Origin of the sequence: Methanohalophilus portucalensis (assembly GCF_002761295.1) — an archaeon.
In the GTDB taxonomy this organism is placed as follows: domain Archaea; phylum Halobacteriota; class Methanosarcinia; order Methanosarcinales; family Methanosarcinaceae; genus Methanohalophilus; species Methanohalophilus portucalensis.
On sequence record NZ_CP017881.1, the window covers coordinates 771,949 to 788,671 of the forward strand.

The following is a 16,723-nucleotide window of genomic DNA, read 5'->3' on the forward strand; positions in this document are numbered from 1 at the left end:
AAACCCATTTTTGCATTTTACATATCATCCTTTATTTGTTGGAATTGAGAGTGACATAATTATCGAAGTAAGAGAGTACAAATATTATATAAATGTGACTGTATTTTAAAAAAGAAGCATGGTGTACATAACAATAGTGAACAGTCTAAAACGAAAAAACTTTATACCCTACTCTAATGCCCCTCTTTTTTTGAACTCTCTAAACAATTTTTGTCGGACTATGCCTATAGTATAAGAGAGAAAAATCGAGTTTTGGGAAAGATTTATATAATACGAAAATTCGAGATACAAACCAATCGTTCAACTATTGAGATGAACATTACACATGATGTAATCTTTTACCAGTAGAACCCTCATATATCCTCATTTTTGGCATATTTTGGTATAAGAGGATATGTAACTCCTTTCAAACAAAATAGTTCCATATTGATAGGATATGAACTTTACAACATCAAATCTTTTTCTTACATCTTGTTGCAAATCGAAATTGAAGAGAATAGTACATGAACGTAATAACACTAATAGATTTGTTTGTGTTATTGATATTCAATCTTCCTTTCTACAAATTGTTAATATATTACCATCTTCCATCCATTGAAACTAATCGTCTATCCAGTCGCCAATCAGTAATATATATTCAACATTTACCTCATTACAGAAATACGATAATAAAGCTGCCAGTTTTGAATTTTCAATAGATTTGTCTGAAAACCTATTTTCAAATGTTATTTCGTTATTTATTTTCAAAACCCATTTTTGCATTTTACATATCATCCTTTATTTGTTGGAATTGAGAGTGACATAATTATCGAAGTAAGAGAGTACAAATATTATATAAATGTGACTGTATTTTAAAAAAGAAGCATGGTGTACATAACAATAGTGAACAGTCTAAAACGAAAAAACTTTATACCCTACTCTAATGCCCCTCTTTTTTTGAACTCTCTAAACAATTTTTGTCGGACTATGCCTATAGTATAAGAGAGAAAAATCGAGTTTTGGGAAAGATTTATATAATACGAAAATTCGAGATACAAACCAATCGTTCAACTATTGAGATGAACATTACACATGAAGTAATCTTTTACAAGTAGAACTCTCATATACCCTCATTTTTGGCGTGTTTTGGCATTAAATGTGAATATACACCTTTCAAACAAAATAGTTCCATATTGAGAGGATATGAACTTACAACATCAAATCTTTTTCTTATATCTTGTTGCAAACCGAAAATGTAGGAAAATAGTCTATGAATGATGAAGATATTTGAATAAATGGGATTATTTAATTATTCTCAAAAAGATGCAATAATGTGTGAAACATTATATTCTTTCATAAGAAAAATTCTATAAATAAAGTTATATAACATGAATATAAGGCACGTAAACAAATTATAGGAGTATTACCAAACCTATTATACTTTGAATATTTATGTAAAATGGATGTATTACAATGGGAGTTCAAGATAAAGATTACCCAAAAAGTAATTTTAACTCAAATCAATCAGAAAAAGAAATCGTTAAGTGTTTTCATTGTGGGATTACCCCCGATAAATACAATAGTTTAATGGATGCAGTTAATATAGATGACAAAGGTCATCTAAAACATAAAAGTAATTGTTCCTTCAAGGTATGCAAAAACTGTGGGGAAATTTTTTGCCCAATCGATATTTTACCTGAAAAACATAATTGTATTGGTAAACCAAATGAAAACTCTCAAAATAATCATACGATTGAACCATATAATTGGTTTGCTTCGGAACAAGAAAAAAGAAACAAGAAACAACCATCTTACTATTCTTTTATACCAAAAATACTCGCTTTATTGGTGATAATTGCATTACTATTGTTGTATCTTTATCTAAACACATAAGAAGTCGTTTTTCACTCACCTATATCGTACTTTTTCTTTATTTCTTCTATTTTTTCGAGATAGGGTTCTTTTATACGTTCAATTTCATATTCAAATCTTCCTTTTTCTTTTTTTAATATTTTTATTGTTCTTTTGTAACTATCAATGTCTTTCGTAGTCAAATTGACATATTCTTTGCCATCAATAATAGTAGTTTTAATTTTATTTTTGTCAGTGCCTATTAGAGTTAATTTTTCAATGGGTTTCATACCATATGTTAGATACTTATTATATTCCTTTATCCAGTACTCTTTATCCTCTATTTCTTTTTGATATGGATAGGTAATTGCATCTATTTTTACTTGTTCATTATTAACTTCACTTTCCATTCTCATCATTTTTATTTCTTTATTATGTTCTATTTCCATTTCAGCTATTTTCTTTTCAAGTCTTCTTTCTCTATCTTTTATTAGGTTTATATTGACTTTTTCTGTAAACATCAAATGGTTCATGTAATCAACATATTTGTCTTTTAAAACTGTCACAGCTTCTTCAGGAGTTCCATAATTTGTCAAATACGTTTCATATGATTCACCTGTTGATTTTCCAGCTAAAAAATGTACGTCTTGTATTCCGTAACCATAACTATGCAATGTTTTTATGAAGAAACTACGTAAATTATGTGTACGAAGCTTATTGTATTTCCCCTCTCCAGTTGATAATCCAGATTCATGTGCGATTTTCACCATATATTTGCCTATATTATGTGGTCGTAAACATCGTTTTTTATCATCAAAATCATCCAAATAATAGTCAGGTATATCCCGCATTAGAAATAACTAATCACTATGGTTTCTCCATTCACGTTTACTTTTCAATATATTAGCGGGTTTCCCTCTATAATTTACATTTTTATTATCTTTGTTTTTATATGTAGGGTTGCGGTTTCTCCATTCTAAATATTCACATACAGCTTTAGTAGCTTCAGGATTTAAAAAGGAAAGGTGCTCCACATCTGTTTTTCCTCTTTTTAATAATTCTAATGTAACTATTTTATTTTCATCAATATTTTCCTAAACATCACCAACAGTCAATTTCGTAATATCATCAGACGCCATACCCGTCGATACTGCAACTAAAATATAAGCTCTTATTAGAGGATTTTCTCCTGCATAATTTTCTAAAACATTCTTAATATCTTCATAAGTTAATCTTTCATTATTTCCATCTTTCTTATTTGTTTTTTTTGCTATGACATTTTCAGAAATAGGAATATCATAATATTTGTAAAAGTTATGAATACACCGAAGTCTCTGATTAACTGTTTTTTCCGAGGAATTTCTTTCATTTATCAAATAATTTTTAAATTTACGAATATATCGTATGTGTTTTTGCCTTTGTATAATAACTTTGTCATCTAATTCGTCGAGTGCTTCATCTATCAATTCATCTGGTGTTTTCCCTGTGAATTTTACATATATTTGTAATGTACTTTTGTAATTTTTTCTTGTGTTAATACTTTTTTTACTTTCTATCCATTCTTTACATGATTCATATTCATCAACACATTTTCCATTTATTTTGTATTTTAAATGGTCTTTATTTCGTCTTTTATCTACCTTTTTATTTTGATTATTCATTCAATTACACCTTTCATACTTTTTGATATGATTCATATGATATAATCACATCGATATCGATTTGATTATCGTGAAAATCAGGATAGCTTGCACATTTTTCACCGTTTTTGGTTAATTCACATTCTGTATATCATCTCCAGTTATATTTTCTGTATATTTTAAACCAATGTTTTCAAAAATACCTTTAATACGGAACAGCAATTTAAATAGCAAAAGAATAGGTTTAATTATAAAAAAATCTAATTTAATATCCTCTTAAAACAATCACATTAAAGGTGCTTTTGCCATGGCTAAAATCTCAGTAATAGGAGCAGGGAATGTTGGTGCAACTACTGTGCAGAGACTTGCCGAAATGGAATTCGGTAACATTGTCCTTGTGGATATAGTTGAAGGTTTACCTCAGGGAAAAGCCTTGGACCTTATGCAGGCAGGGTCTATAGTAGGATATGATACTAAAATCAAGGGCAGTAATGACTATGCGGACATTGTTGATTCAGATATTGTTATCATAACTGCCGGTGCTGCAAGAAAACCCGGAATGAGCCGGACTGATCTGATAAATATCAATACTAAGATCATGAAAGATGTTTGTGAGAAAATCAAGCAATATGCACCTAAATCGATTGTAATTGCTGTTACCAATCCTCTTGATGTAATGACTTATGTGGCCCTGAAAGTCACTGGTTTTGAACCAAATCGTGTGTTTGGAATGAGTGGAATACTTGATACGGGACGTTTTGCCAGTTTTATTGCCGATGAGCTTGCCTGCTCCAAAAGAGATGTTGAAGCAATGGTAATAGGTGGTCATGGGGACCAGATGCTTCCTCTTCCCCAGCATTCTTCAGTATTCGGGACGCCTCTGCCAGAATTGCTTGGGGAAGATGTAATTGCAGGGCTTGTAGAACGTACAATCCATGGTGGTGCTGAAATAGTTGCTCTTCTCAAACAGGGTAGCGCCTTTTATGCACCTTCTGCTGCCATAGTCCAGATGGTTGAATCAATTTTGAGAGATGAAAAGAGAATCTTACCTGTTTCTGCTTATCTGGAGGGGGAATACGGCCAGAAAGGAATATACTTCGGTGTACCTGCCAAAATTGGTTGTGATGGCATTGAAGGGATAATAGAGCTGGAACTGACAGAAGAACAGAAAAAGGCAATAAAAGACTCCTCTGCAAATATAAAGGAAAGCATCGATTATCTGGATATATGATATTTCGCATTTTAGCGAATTTTGTAGGAGAAAAAGGTGCAGCAACAAGTAGACATTTTGGGAGGCAATTGCCTATAAGGCTGGCATTGAATAATGCGAGAAATTAAAATATAATACTTCAAAGCCAGTTATAGTTTTTTGGCTTTGCAGAGGTTCTTGTCATCCTTTGCAACCCGACCACATTTCTTGCAGTAATATGAAGGATTCTTTATAAGTTTTTTAAATTCCTTTGTGTTTTCTTTTATATCATCTTTTTTCCAGGAACACATCTTTTTTGACATATTTGTCCTCCTTAAAAGGATCATAATCAAATCAAACTATACAATACTAGCTTGGTATGTGCTATTATTTTAAATTATCCTGCAGTTCAGAAATCCCATAAATGTGCTGCATTTTTGTACAACACTCTGTCAACATCCTTTGTTGAAAAGGTTCCGTCTTCCTGTAGTTTAACTATGTTCTGGAGTTGCTCCTGCAGGTTTCCCCAGGGTTCATCTGAACCAAAAAGGACTTTTCCTTCTGGCTGGCTGGTTATTATATCCTCAGTAGTCGTGCCATTATTTTTATACATATATCTGTATGCTTCATGGTTTGACATTGCCGTATCCAGATAGAGATTGTCAAGATCATTAACTGCTTTTATAATTTCAGGGATACCATCCCCCAGATGTGCAAGCTGAAAATTAATATCCGGATATTGTTCCACTTTATCCAGCAATTTATAAGGATCTTTACTACACGCCATAGGGATGTGTAAAAGGAGGTTCATGTAGTTTTCATTCATATAACTCAGGATTGAATCATCAGGCATATTTCCATAGATTCCATAATACTTTATCCCTGCAGGAGGTTTTTCGTCTTCATCTTCATATTTTGCAATATTTTCGGCACTATCATTTGCAGCTATAAACGGTATAAAAGCAACCCGGTCATCATCAATTGCCCATATTTCATCGTTTGCTCTGGTGTAATCTATCTTCCAACCAGAGTATGGTTCATCAGGGTCTGGGGATTTGTTTTTGAGATGGTAGAACAGGCCTTTCCAGAAATGTCCGAAAGTGTTTGATGGTTCTGGTTGTGCAAACAGAACACAGTTTTCAACATTATTCTGATCCATGTTCTCCTGCAGCCTCTGTATGTTATTACTGATCCTGGTGGTGGGCCTTAGCGCCATTGTCATAAAGATTGAATTTGTTCCGTAATGGCAATGTGCATCATTGATCCGATATTTTTCACATTTTTCCATGAAGAACTGTTTTTATTTATACCACATATACATACTCGACACAAAGATTTGCTTACTGCTGTCTTTTCTTAAGCCTTTGTCGAATTGATGAGGCTTGTACATAATGTATCGTCTATGCTGGAGTACAGAAGAATTAGATTATATGAAAATAGCATAGATGCGCGTTTTTCACATTATTTACTTGAGGATGTCGGCAAATTTTGGGTGTGGTTAATAATAGGCAGAAAGGTTTATTAATGATAAATCATTATAGATATTTGTAATGATTAAACATCACAATATGTGTGATAATAAATAAACGGAGGTTAGTAAATGGAAATTTACCAAAATGGATCTATACATGAGAGCGGGGATCTTACCAGACAAGCAAACCATACCATGACCATTAATGAAATGGTTTTCATGATGGTTATTCTGGCATTTGGATTGTTTTCTCTGTACAGGTTGACCGCTTATGCCAACCTTATCGGCTGATCATTAAAGGGCAATTCACCGAATTGCCTAATTTTCCTCCTCTCCTATTGTTTTTGTTTATTTTGTCATTCCATTTAACTCAGAAAATGATAAATGGTTTCAGGTCCAATAGGACACAAGGAGCAAACTTCTAAATGATAGCGGCATTTATTACGGTTTTTGCAGTAATTATTTTATCTCTTTTTATCAATCGTATAGCCACGATTGCGCTAACCCTTACCGGTCTTTCCCGTGAAGTCTCACGTTTCCAGGCAAGGTCTGCACTTACAGGTGCGGGATTTACTACCACGGAATCTGAAAAAATGATGAATCATCCTGTAAGGCGCAGGATACTGATGTTGCTTATGCTTGTGGGAAATGCCGGAATAATAACCCTGATGGCCTCTGTAGTCCTTGTTTTCCTGAGCCCCTCGTCTGATACACTGCTAAGTTATATCGTTGTCATTACACTTGGTATGCTAGTGATTTTAATCATTACCCGTAGCAAAAAAGCCGATCGGTTTCTCAGCCGTGTTATCACTTTTTCTCTTACCAGATGGACTGATATCCAGACATCGGATTCTGCAAGCCTGATTTACCTGGGTGGGGATTATCAGGTTTCAGAACTGGAAGTTGGCTCTGAAGATTGGCTAGCAGGTAAAATCCTGAATGAGTTGAACCTTGTGGATGAGGGGGTGCTGATTCTTGGTATCCAGAAACCCGGCGGTAAATACATTGGAGCCCCTGTAGCGTCCACACGTATTGAAGTTAATGATGTACTCCTTCTATACGGCAGAGGCGAATCTTTGCGCTCCCTGGATAGAAGGCGTAAAGGGCTTCGTGGGGCGGTTGCACACGCCGAAGCAGTGGCACAGCAGAGGGACGTGGTGGAAGAACAGAAAACAGGCAGTAAACAAAGTGAGTCTGCGGATATTTGATTATTTTTCTTCGATATACTTTTCTATTTTTTGCTTTTAGATTGGGCTTATTTGGCAAATTCAGTATAGGCTCGTTGTAAAATACCACTAAATATATCCAGTTTTTTAGTAAAACCAATTTATGGGATTGTTTTGCTTACCGACAACCTTTATATACTTGCCGTTGTTATGGACCATGCCTCTTTTTGTTTAAAGAAACATTTAGAACAAGTACATTTAATTGATCATCATTATCCCCAAAGATGCCTATACAGGCACCTATTCTGTGTCAGGCAATTTTTTAGGATACTGTGATAGCAGAATATAAAAGGAATTTCACCATGGAATCATTAACTTTTAAAGATTTGAATTTATCGAAAAATATTGAACGTGCAGTTGAAGACATGGGTTTTGAGGAACCCACCCCTATTCAGTCTCAATCTATTCCCTATCTTATGGAAGGTAAGGATGTAATAGGACAGGCGCAGACCGGTACCGGTAAAACTGCTGCCTTCGGTATACCTGCTCTTGAAATGCTGGATGTTAAAAGTAAGAAGGTGCAGGTAGTGGTCCTCTGTCCAACCAGAGAACTGGCAAATCAGGTTGCCGAGGAGATGAGCAAACTTGCCAAGTACCAGAATACCAAAATGTTACCGGTTTACGGTGGTCAACCCATAGACAGGCAGATTAAGGCCCTGAGAAGAGGCGTACACATTGTAATTGGTACTCCCGGGCGAGTTATGGACCATATCCAGAGAAAGACACTGAAACTTGACGGTGTTAAAATGCTGGTGCTGGATGAAGCTGATGAAATGCTTGATATGGGTTTCAGGGAGGATATTGAATTTATTCTCAGTCGCGTGCCCGGCCAGAAACAGACCGTTCTATTTTCTGCCACGATGCCCCAGCCAATCATTAAACTCACAAAGAAATACCAGCAAAACCCTCAAATGGTAAAGACTGTTCATAAGAAACTAACGGTCCCCCAGATTGAACAATTCTATTTCGAAGTCAAAAACAATGCAAAGACCGAAGTTTTGTGCCGTTTGATAGATATTTACAATTTCAAGTCATCCCTTGTTTTCTGTAATACCAAGAAAAATGTCGATAAACAGGTTGAAACTCTCAAGGCACGAGGTTATCTTGCAGATGGAATGCATGGTGATATGAGGCAAGCGCAAAGGGAACGTGTCATGGCCAATTTCAGGAAAGGAGAAATTGAGACACTCGTTGCAACCGATGTTGCTGCCCGTGGTATCGATGTGGAGAACATCGAGGCTGTTTTTAATTATGACATCCCTCAGGATGAGGAATCATATGTCCACAGGATAGGCAGAACCGGTAGGGCAGGCAAAGAAGGAGTTGCAATAACCTTTGCTTCCGGTAAGGACATCCGTAAGATCAAAGATATACAGAAACACACCAAGGCAAAGATCACAAGGAAAAATGTTCCTTCCCAGAGTGATGTTGAAGATATCAGGGCGGAAATGCTGTCACAAAACGTCAAGAAGATAATCGATGATGGGCATATTGGCAAATATGAGCACTGGGTTGAAAATTTACTGGAAGAAGATTATGCTTCAGTGGATGTTGCAGCTGCCCTTGTAAAAATTCTGTTAGCAGAAGAGAAGAAGTAAGCCTGCCACAGGGAGGTTTTATTTTCACACCTCCCTATTCAAAAAGTATATATACCATAACATCGTATTAAGATTGCTTTCAAGAGATTAAGGCTACTGCGATAAATATTAGGTTTATACGTTTTTACTTATACCGTATTTACTATTTTCCTATGTTTTCCAACTAGTTAATTATCTGTTTTAAGCTTCATTAGAAAGGACGTGTAATATTTGTTTAACAATATGGATTCAAGTGCACCAGTAGAAGCTGGCGAAAGTTATGAAGTGACCATCGAAGATATCGCAAGAGAAGGAGACGGCATTGCAAGAGTTAGCGGCTTTGTCATCTTTGTTCCAAACACCGAAGTCGGCGATGAAGTCACTGTTAAAGTCACCAAAGTAATGCGTAAATTCGCATTCGGTGAAGTAGTTTAAATCTTCTGATTTTGAAAAAAACGATTTGGGTATTTCCCAAATCCCTATTTTTATTTCTATTCCTATGCTGTAATTTAGTATTTGAATACCTATTAAGTTAACTTTAATACTGTTCTATAGTTTTCCTCGCGAAGTTAGTGGGAACTTTGTTTGGGTTAGTTAATCTTCAATTTATTATAACAATGTATTCTTCAAAAAGCAGGAAATAGGACAATAAATCATCTATGTTCAGAATTTACTGAAGGTGATTTAAATCATGCAAAAGAAGGCTATATGGAAAATTCTATCAAAAATCTGATTTTCAAAATTTTCCCGGAGATTGATTTAATTTCCGGGATGAATGGCAGGAATATTTTTCCTGTATGAGAAAAGCCGACTGTTAAGAATTATAGGTGTGGCTGCCAGTGCAATTATTATCAATGCCCATGTGCAGAGTCCGATTGCTGCATATACTGGATACTGGAACAGTTCCCCGAACGTAGTCGGATCTATTATGATACCCACGGTTTCCAGGGTATGAATCATTTTGATACCTGTGTGTGTGAACATTTGCCAGAAGAATATAGATGCTGCTGACAATATTCCCGCTTTGGATGCAAGATAAAATGCTGGATGGCTTCTAAAAATGCCTGTTTTGGAGAGTTTGTTTTTTCGAATCATGATTTTCCATAGGTACTTAGTATAGCACACATCAGGATTCGCATCTATATAAAAAAATCCGGATCCATTAATTATGAACAATATTATTCATGAACATTTCTGTGGATCAAGCATAATTTAGGCTCTATGTTGAATTAAGTATATTTTGAAATTAATAAAAATCTTATAAAAACATATATATACTCTAAGTTGGATTTGCTTCTTAAAATTATGAAAATAGATGTATCATTTGTGTAAACACCACTTTGTTAAGGAATAGGTCCTTTTTACTTATGAATGATATGTCAAAAAAGTTCACAGTGAAGATGTCTTATGACTAAAAAAGAACAGGGCTTGATGCTTGGATGGAGAGAGTGGGTTGCACTACCCGAATTAGGACTGCATGCCATAAAAGCGAAAGTAGATACAGGCGCCAGAACATCTGCTTTGCATGCGTTTGATATCGAGCTTTACAGAGAGAATAATATTGATATGGTCCGATTTCTGGTTCATCCCATTCAAAAAAACTTAAATTTCTATATTGAATGTAACGCACCTCTTAAGGATAGACGTCAGGTGACAGATTCTGGTGGTCATAAGGAGATGCGTTATGTCATCGAAACACCGGTTGTTTTTAAAGATTATATATATCCCATTGAACTAACGCTTACTGGCCGGGATACTATGCGTTTCAAGATGTTACTGGGGCGTAATGCACTTAAGAAAAGAGCAACGGTAAATCCGACTGCATCATTTATGTGTGGGAAACTGGATAAAAAAACATTATACGAACTATATGGGATAAAACCTGAGGTAAACGAATGAAAATTGCTTTATTGTCAAGGAATAAGAAACTTTACTCAACTCGTCGCTTAATTGAAGCAGCAGAAGAAAAAGGGCATACAATTCAGGTTATAGATGTACTGCGCGCTTACATGAATATTACTTCTCACAAACCTTCCATTCACTATAAAGGCGATGAATTGAATGATTTTGATGCGGTAATTCCCCGTATAGGTGCATCTGTTACATTCTATGGTGCTGCAGTTTTGCGACAATTTGAGATGATGGGTGTTTTTCCTTTGAATGAATCAGTTGCACTTACCCGTTCCAGGGATAAACTACGCTCTTTACAGTTACTCTCCCGCAGGGGTATAGGTTTGCCTGTGACTGTGTATGCAAGCAAACCCGATGATGTAAAAGACATGGTAAAAATGGTTGGTGGTGCTCCACTTGTTGTTAAAATTCTTGAAGGTACTCAGGGTATAGGTGTAGTGCTTGCAGAAACACAAAAAGCTGCAGAAAGTATTATTGAAGGATTTATGGGTGTAAATGCAAATATTCTGGTGCAGGAATATATAAAGGAATCCAAGGGAGCCGATATACGCTGTTTTGTTGTTGGGGGTAAGGTTGTGGCATCCATGAAAAGGCAGGGTCCCAAAGGTGAATTCCGTTCAAACATTCACAGAGGAGGAACGGCAACTACTATCAGAATCACACCTGAAGAACGTTCAACTGCTGTGCGTGCTGCAAAAATAATGGGGCTTAATGTTGCAGGTGTTGATCTTTTACGTTCCAATCATGGACCTGTGGTGATGGAAGTAAACTCCAGTCCAGGTTTGGAAGGCATAGAATCCAGTACTGGCAAAGATATTGCAGGTATGATAATTGATTATATTGAGAAAAACAGTAAATTCGGTAAGACACGAACCAGGGGAAAAGGTTAATCGATGCAACCACCAATAACAATAGCAGGGAATACGATCCAGCCAGGAACAAGAAAATCCATCGAATTACCGATTCCCAGCTTTTATACTCATACGTCGGCTTCAATGCCGGTTCATATTATACATGGCCGCAAACCCGGACCCTGCCTACTTGTGTGTGCCGCTATTCACGGGGATGAGATTAACGGTGTAGAAATTATTCGTCGTGTCCTTGCACATAAAACGATCAATAACGTCAAAGGCACTCTTATTACCATACCAATTGTAAATGTTTTTGGTTTTGTCTCCCAGTCCCGTTATTTACCGGATAGGCGAGATCTGAACCGCTCTTTTCCGGGTTCTAAAAAAGGTTCAATGGCATCCAGACTGGCAAACATCCTGATGGAAGAAGTAGTAGAGCATTGCAGTCATATAATTGATCTTCATACAGGAGCTGTTGCCCGGGAAAACTTACCTCAGATACGTGCATGCCTGGTAGATGATACTGAAACAGAAGCTTTAGCCCGTGCTTTTGGTGTACCGGTCATAATTAATACTGAATTGCGTGATGGCTCTTTGCGTGAAGCTGCTCGTGAGAAAAATATACCATTTCTATTATATGAAGCAGGTGAAGCACTTCGTTTTGATGAGGTCGCAATTCGAGCAGGTGTAAGGGGTATACTTGGAGTTATGCATCATTTAGGTATGAGGACAAAGGCCAGAAAAAAGAAAGGTTATGAGACTGTCATTTCCCAATCGACTCAATGGATTCGGTCTCCCAAAAGTGGAATATTACGTTCAATATCTCCTCTGGGGACATTGGTCAAAAAAGGAGATTTACTGGCCTATGTAGGTGACCCTCTGGGTGAGGTCGAAACAAAAGTTATGAGTTCAATTTTTGGGATTGTAATCGGAAAGACAAACCTGCCGCTGGTTCATGAAGGGGATGCTATATATCACATTGCCAGATATCCAGAAGCAGAAGAGGTTTCTAATTATATAGAATCATATCATGATGAACTTGATCCTCTAAACGATGAAATAGCAGACAAGAACAATTCCCTGGCATAATTTTTTGGATTTTTTAAGAGATCTATTTTTTATCATGAATTGTCCGGATTAACTTTTTAATGGCAAATCCACTAGAATCAAATTTATTACGTCAACGTTTCACACAGATAGATTTTCTTTTTTTCTTGATGTATACTCGATTGTACTGAGCAGATTTCGTTCTTGTAATTTATTTTTGGAGCATAGTGCCGGGAAGATTGCTTTTATCCAATTACAGATATTTCATATATTCAGTATGTAATGTGTTAATTTTATTCGTGAGAATGGTTTTTATCTATACAACCTGAACAGATTAAAGGTCAATTAAATTATTATAACAGTCATTGCATATACTTATTAAAAGTATCCACTCAATTTCTTAACAGAGGATTTTTGTATGTCTTTCCAGAAAAATTATAGTGAAAAAAGTTTCACAACTGACGTTTTTGATTTATGGGAAGACAATGTTGCAATCCTATCTGTGAATGGAATTATTTCTTACACAAATAAAAGCTGGAAACAGTTTTTTGAGAATAATTATCTGAATCCTGAAGAATACAATGAAGGTATAAATTACCTGAAGGTATGCGATGAAGCAATAGGTGAAAATTCAAACGGGGTTTCTGTTGCAGCAGAAGGAATAAGGGATGTAATAAGCGGGAAAATAGATGCATTTAAAGTTGAATATCCATGCCACAATTCGGATGAAAAACGCTGGTTTTTGCTGAAAGCCACGCCGCTTTCAAAGACCTATCCGACAAGTGTTCTTCTGCAGCATATAGATATAACGGAAATTAAAGAATCTGAAATTGTATCTCAAAGAAAGTTTGCTATCGAAGATACAATTTCTTCAGTATCATCCTTATTCATTGCACCGGATAATATCGATAGTGCAATCGTGAAGTCCCTTGGAAAAATTGGAAAATTGTGTGGTGCCAGCAGAGCGTACCTGTTTTTGTTCCATGAAAATGAAAAGGTGATGGACAATACACACGAATGGTGTATGGAAGGTGTAGATCCCCAGAAAGAGAATCTTCAGGAATTGCCTGTTGACATGTTTCCCTGGTGGATGCAGAGACTCAGGAAAGGTGAATACATCCATATCACCGATGTTTCTTCATTACCAATTGAAGCTTCTGCAGAACGTGAAATCCTTGAAATGCAGCACATCAAATCTCTCATAGTACTACCTGTATATATTGATGGAAAAATATCGGGATTTATCGGGATGGATAATGTAATAGGTACGGGAAAATGGAATGAAGAGGACGTCTCTATGCTTCAGATGGTAGCTACTGTGATCGGTCAGGGCCTGAAAAGTCAACGTGCTGAAAAAGAACTGCACAAAAAGGCTGATTTTGAACACCTCATTAGTGAGATATCGTCGGATTTTGTGACATTGAGTGTGGATGAGGTTGATACGGGGATCGAACGTGCTCTGGGTTCTATTGGGGCTTTCACCGGGGCTGACCGTGCTTATGTGTTCCTATTTAAGGGAGGATATGAGCGTGTGGCAAACACTCACGAGTGGTGCAATGAGGGTATTGAGCCACAAATCGACAACCTTCAGGATATTCAGCTGAGTGAAGAATTGCCGTGGCTTGCTGAACATATACTCAACTGTGAGATATTTTATGTACATGATGTTGCATCCCTGCCCAAACAGGCACAACTAGAACGTGAACTTTTCGAATTACAACACATTCGATCACTTATCACTGTACCTATGATTCAAGAAGGCCAGCTTATTGGTTTCCTGGGTTTTGATGCTGTGTATGAATATCGAATATGGACTGATACTGACAGGGACCTGTTGAAGCTGATTGGCCAAAACATTACCCATTTGCTTAAAAGCAAAAGTGACAAAGAAACGTTGATCAATTCAGAAAAAAAGCTGCAGGAGAGGGAAGCTCTTTATCGGGCTGTAACTGAAAATAGTCACGATGCTATATTTATTCAAAAAGGTAACAAGCTGCTTTTTGTGAATGATACTGTCTGTAAGCTCCTTGGATATACAAAAGATGAATTATATGAAATGAAGGACTGGGATCTAATCCATTCGGATGATAGGGAAAAATTGCAAAACTATGCACTAAGAAGAGCATCGGGAAAAGATGTCCCTTCTACATATGAGGTTAAAGTATTAACAAAAAGTGGGGATACTTTGTATGTAGAGTTTGCGATTACTTCTATTATTTACAAAGGGGAATATGCAGCTCTTTGCAGTGCAAGGGATGTCACCCAGCGTAAAAAAATGGAAGAGGATATTAAAGACAAATTGAATCAGATAGAAATGATAAATGCAAATGTTCCCAATGTCATCTGGAAATCTGACATCGATAAAAATAGTAATTTTATAAACACATATATTTCCGAAGCTGTAGATCAATTATTAGCTCTTCCTCCAAATACGATTAATAACCAGTGGGACAAATATTTCAGTTACATCAAACCCCAGTATATGAATGGTGCAATGGATGCCTTCACACAGGGAATTGCCCATCCCGGCGAAACCATATCCCGGGAATATGAAGTAGTAAAAGCAGATGGAACAGATGCATGGTTTTTTTCCTCTGGAAAGGTGTTCCATAATAATGGTAGCTTGCAGGTTTACGGTAATACCATCGATATAACCGGGCGAAAAAAGGTTGAAAAGGCTCTTATCCAATCGAAGCTTCTTGCTGAGGAAGCAAGCAAGACCAAATCCGAATTCCTCGCAAACATGAGCCACGAACTCCGCACCCCTCTTAATTCAATTATCGGTTTTAGCCAGGTGCTTGATTCATGTGAATTCGGTACTTTGAATGAAAAGCAATCAAGATATTTATCCAATATCCTTTATAGTGGAAAACATCTTCTTGACCTGATCAATGATATACTTGACCTGTCCAAAATTGAAGCAGGCAGGATGGATTTTGAAGGTGAAGACATTAATATCTCTGAAGTTATTATTGAAACCATTACGATGCTCGGGCCGGTGGCAGAAAAGAAAGATGTCAATATGAAATGTACGAATGGGCCTGAATCTCTGGAAATACATGCAGATAGTATGAAAATCAAGGAAATTATGCATAATCTGCTGAGCAATGCAATAAAATTTACACCGGAAAATGGTGAGGTCAAGGTCAACTTAAAAGTTATCGATGACCAAATCCATGTATCTGTTTCAGATAATGGTACTGGCATTCCAAAAGAAAAGCATGAAGAAATATTTGATCCATTCCGCCAGGCAGATTCATCTTCCTCTCGCAAATTTGGAGGGACTGGTCTGGGTCTTGCCCTTGTCAAAAAATATGTAGAAATGCATGGTGGGGATATCTGGCTATACAGTGGAGTTGGTAAGGGCAGTACCTTTACGTTCACAATACCTGCCAGTGTGTAATTCTTAGAGATTAATTTATAGTGTGATTTAAGATTAAAAATTGCATGGATTGCTCTGCTCACATTTGCATGGCACAAATACAATATATGTTTACCGCAGAATTAGAATAGTATGGCTACTTCTTTTGTATAAGCAAATCGGGAAAAATTAAAATCAAATTCGAGAAGTATTTGCTCTCGGCATTGAATTAATTCCCTGGATGAATGGTAGGAATATTTTTCCTGTATGAGAAAAACCGGCTATTGAATATTATTGGGGTGGATGCCAGTGCAATTATTATCATTGCCCATGCACCGAGTCCTATTGCTGCGTATATCGGATACTGGAACATTTCACCGAACATTGTCGACTCTATCATAATGCCAGCAGATCCCAGGGTCTGAACCATTTTTAGACCTGTATTTGTAAATATGTGCCAGAAAAATATAGATGCTACCAGTAACATTCCTGCTTTTGCTGTAAGATAACATGCTGGGTGGCTTTTAAACGTGCCCTTTCCGGATATTTTGCTTTTTTGGCTCATGATATTCCACAGATACTTTATATTATACAATAGGATTCGCATCTATATAAAAAAA

At 36.5% G+C, this 16,723-nt stretch carries 16 protein-coding genes; 10 read left to right on the plus strand and 6 right to left on the minus strand.

Features of this window, described 5'->3' with window-relative positions; all coding sequences use genetic code 11:
* Nucleotides 1-1,452 precede the first annotated feature (1,452 nt).
* The gene (locus BKM01_RS04145; protein ID WP_072361214.1) at nt 1,453-1,872 is read left to right on the plus strand and encodes a hypothetical protein; all 420 of its coding nucleotides are present in this window, start codon (nt 1,453-1,455) and stop codon (nt 1,870-1,872) included.
* A gap of 11 nt (nt 1,873-1,883) precedes the next feature.
* Here BKM01_RS04145 and BKM01_RS04150 read toward each other — a convergent pair whose 3' ends face one another.
* Both BKM01_RS04150 and BKM01_RS04155 read right to left on the minus strand, forming a co-directional pair.
* On the minus strand, nt 1,884-2,600 hold the full coding sequence (locus BKM01_RS04150) for a hypothetical protein (RefSeq protein ID WP_143744169.1): 717 nt from the start codon (nt 2,598-2,600) through the stop codon (nt 1,884-1,886).
* Between the two features lie 324 nt (nt 2,601-2,924).
* A complete protein-coding gene (locus BKM01_RS04155) occupies nt 2,925-3,491 on the minus strand; it encodes a phage integrase N-terminal SAM-like domain-containing protein (RefSeq protein ID WP_072361209.1) in 567 nt (188 codons plus the stop codon).
* Nucleotides 3,492-3,777: 286 nt separating this feature from the next.
* Here BKM01_RS04155 and mdh point away from each other — a divergent pair, with 286 nt between their 5' ends.
* Nucleotides 3,778-4,701, plus strand: a complete 924-nt coding sequence (gene mdh, locus BKM01_RS04160) for a malate dehydrogenase (protein WP_072361206.1) — start codon at nt 3,778-3,780, stop codon at nt 4,699-4,701.
* A gap of 128 nt (nt 4,702-4,829) precedes the next feature.
* On the opposite strand, the gene BKM01_RS10890 is transcribed toward mdh, so the two are convergent.
* On the minus strand, nt 4,830-4,982 hold the full coding sequence (locus BKM01_RS10890; protein ID WP_169922775.1) for a hypothetical protein: 153 nt from the start codon (nt 4,980-4,982) through the stop codon (nt 4,830-4,832).
* 86 nt (nt 4,983-5,068) lie between these two features.
* Entirely contained in the window at nt 5,069-5,947 is an 879-nt protein-coding gene (locus tag BKM01_RS04165) for an amidohydrolase family protein (protein WP_072361203.1), read from the minus strand.
* Nucleotides 5,948-6,259: 312 nt separating this feature from the next.
* Between BKM01_RS04165 and BKM01_RS10745 the strand changes: the two genes are divergently transcribed.
* The 4 genes from BKM01_RS10745 (at nt 6,260) to BKM01_RS04180 (ending at nt 9,368) form a co-directional block, all read left to right on the plus strand.
* Entirely contained in the window at nt 6,260-6,421 is a 162-nt protein-coding gene (locus BKM01_RS10745; protein WP_157769608.1) for a hypothetical protein, read from the plus strand.
* Nucleotides 6,422-6,555: 134 nt separating this feature from the next.
* Nucleotides 6,556-7,338: a TrkA C-terminal domain-containing protein gene (locus BKM01_RS04170; RefSeq protein ID WP_084006333.1), complete on the plus strand. Its 783-nt coding sequence runs from the start codon at nt 6,556-6,558 to the stop codon at nt 7,336-7,338.
* A gap of 320 nt (nt 7,339-7,658) precedes the next feature.
* Nucleotides 7,659-8,954 carry a DEAD/DEAH box helicase gene (locus BKM01_RS04175; protein WP_072361200.1) on the plus strand — a complete coding sequence of 432 codons (1,296 nt, stop codon included), beginning with the start codon at nt 7,659-7,661 and terminating at the stop codon, nt 8,952-8,954.
* A gap of 222 nt (nt 8,955-9,176) precedes the next feature.
* Entirely contained in the window at nt 9,177-9,368 is a 192-nt protein-coding gene (locus BKM01_RS04180) for a TRAM domain-containing protein (protein WP_013037550.1), read from the plus strand.
* A 324-nt stretch (nt 9,369-9,692) separates the two neighbouring features.
* On the opposite strand, the gene BKM01_RS04185 is transcribed toward BKM01_RS04180, so the two are convergent.
* Nucleotides 9,693-9,917, minus strand: coding sequence for a hypothetical protein (locus tag BKM01_RS04185; RefSeq protein ID WP_143744167.1), 225 nt, complete (start codon nt 9,915-9,917; stop codon nt 9,693-9,695).
* 423 nt (nt 9,918-10,340) lie between these two features.
* Between BKM01_RS04185 and BKM01_RS04190 the strand changes: the two genes are divergently transcribed.
* The 4 genes from BKM01_RS04190 (at nt 10,341) to BKM01_RS04205 (ending at nt 16,145) form a co-directional block, all read left to right on the plus strand.
* The gene (locus BKM01_RS04190) at nt 10,341-10,832 is read left to right on the plus strand and encodes an ATP-dependent zinc protease family protein (RefSeq protein WP_072361194.1); all 492 of its coding nucleotides are present in this window, start codon (nt 10,341-10,343) and stop codon (nt 10,830-10,832) included.
* A complete protein-coding gene (gene rimK, locus BKM01_RS04195) occupies nt 10,829-11,734 on the plus strand; it encodes a 30S ribosomal protein S6--L-glutamate ligase (RefSeq protein WP_072361191.1) in 906 nt (301 codons plus the stop codon). Before BKM01_RS04190 ends, rimK begins: the two co-directional genes overlap by 4 nt.
* 3 nt (nt 11,735-11,737) lie before the next feature.
* Nucleotides 11,738-12,784: a succinylglutamate desuccinylase/aspartoacylase family protein gene (locus BKM01_RS04200; protein ID WP_072361188.1), complete on the plus strand. Its 1,047-nt coding sequence runs from the start codon at nt 11,738-11,740 to the stop codon at nt 12,782-12,784.
* Between the two features lie 376 nt (nt 12,785-13,160).
* Nucleotides 13,161-16,145, plus strand: coding sequence for a sensor histidine kinase (locus BKM01_RS04205; protein WP_072361185.1), 2,985 nt, complete (start codon nt 13,161-13,163; stop codon nt 16,143-16,145).
* A 187-nt stretch (nt 16,146-16,332) separates the two neighbouring features.
* On the opposite strand, the gene BKM01_RS04210 is transcribed toward BKM01_RS04205, so the two are convergent.
* A complete protein-coding gene (locus BKM01_RS04210; protein WP_072361182.1) occupies nt 16,333-16,668 on the minus strand; it encodes a hypothetical protein in 336 nt (111 codons plus the stop codon).
* Between the last annotated feature and the right edge of the window lie 55 nt (nt 16,669-16,723).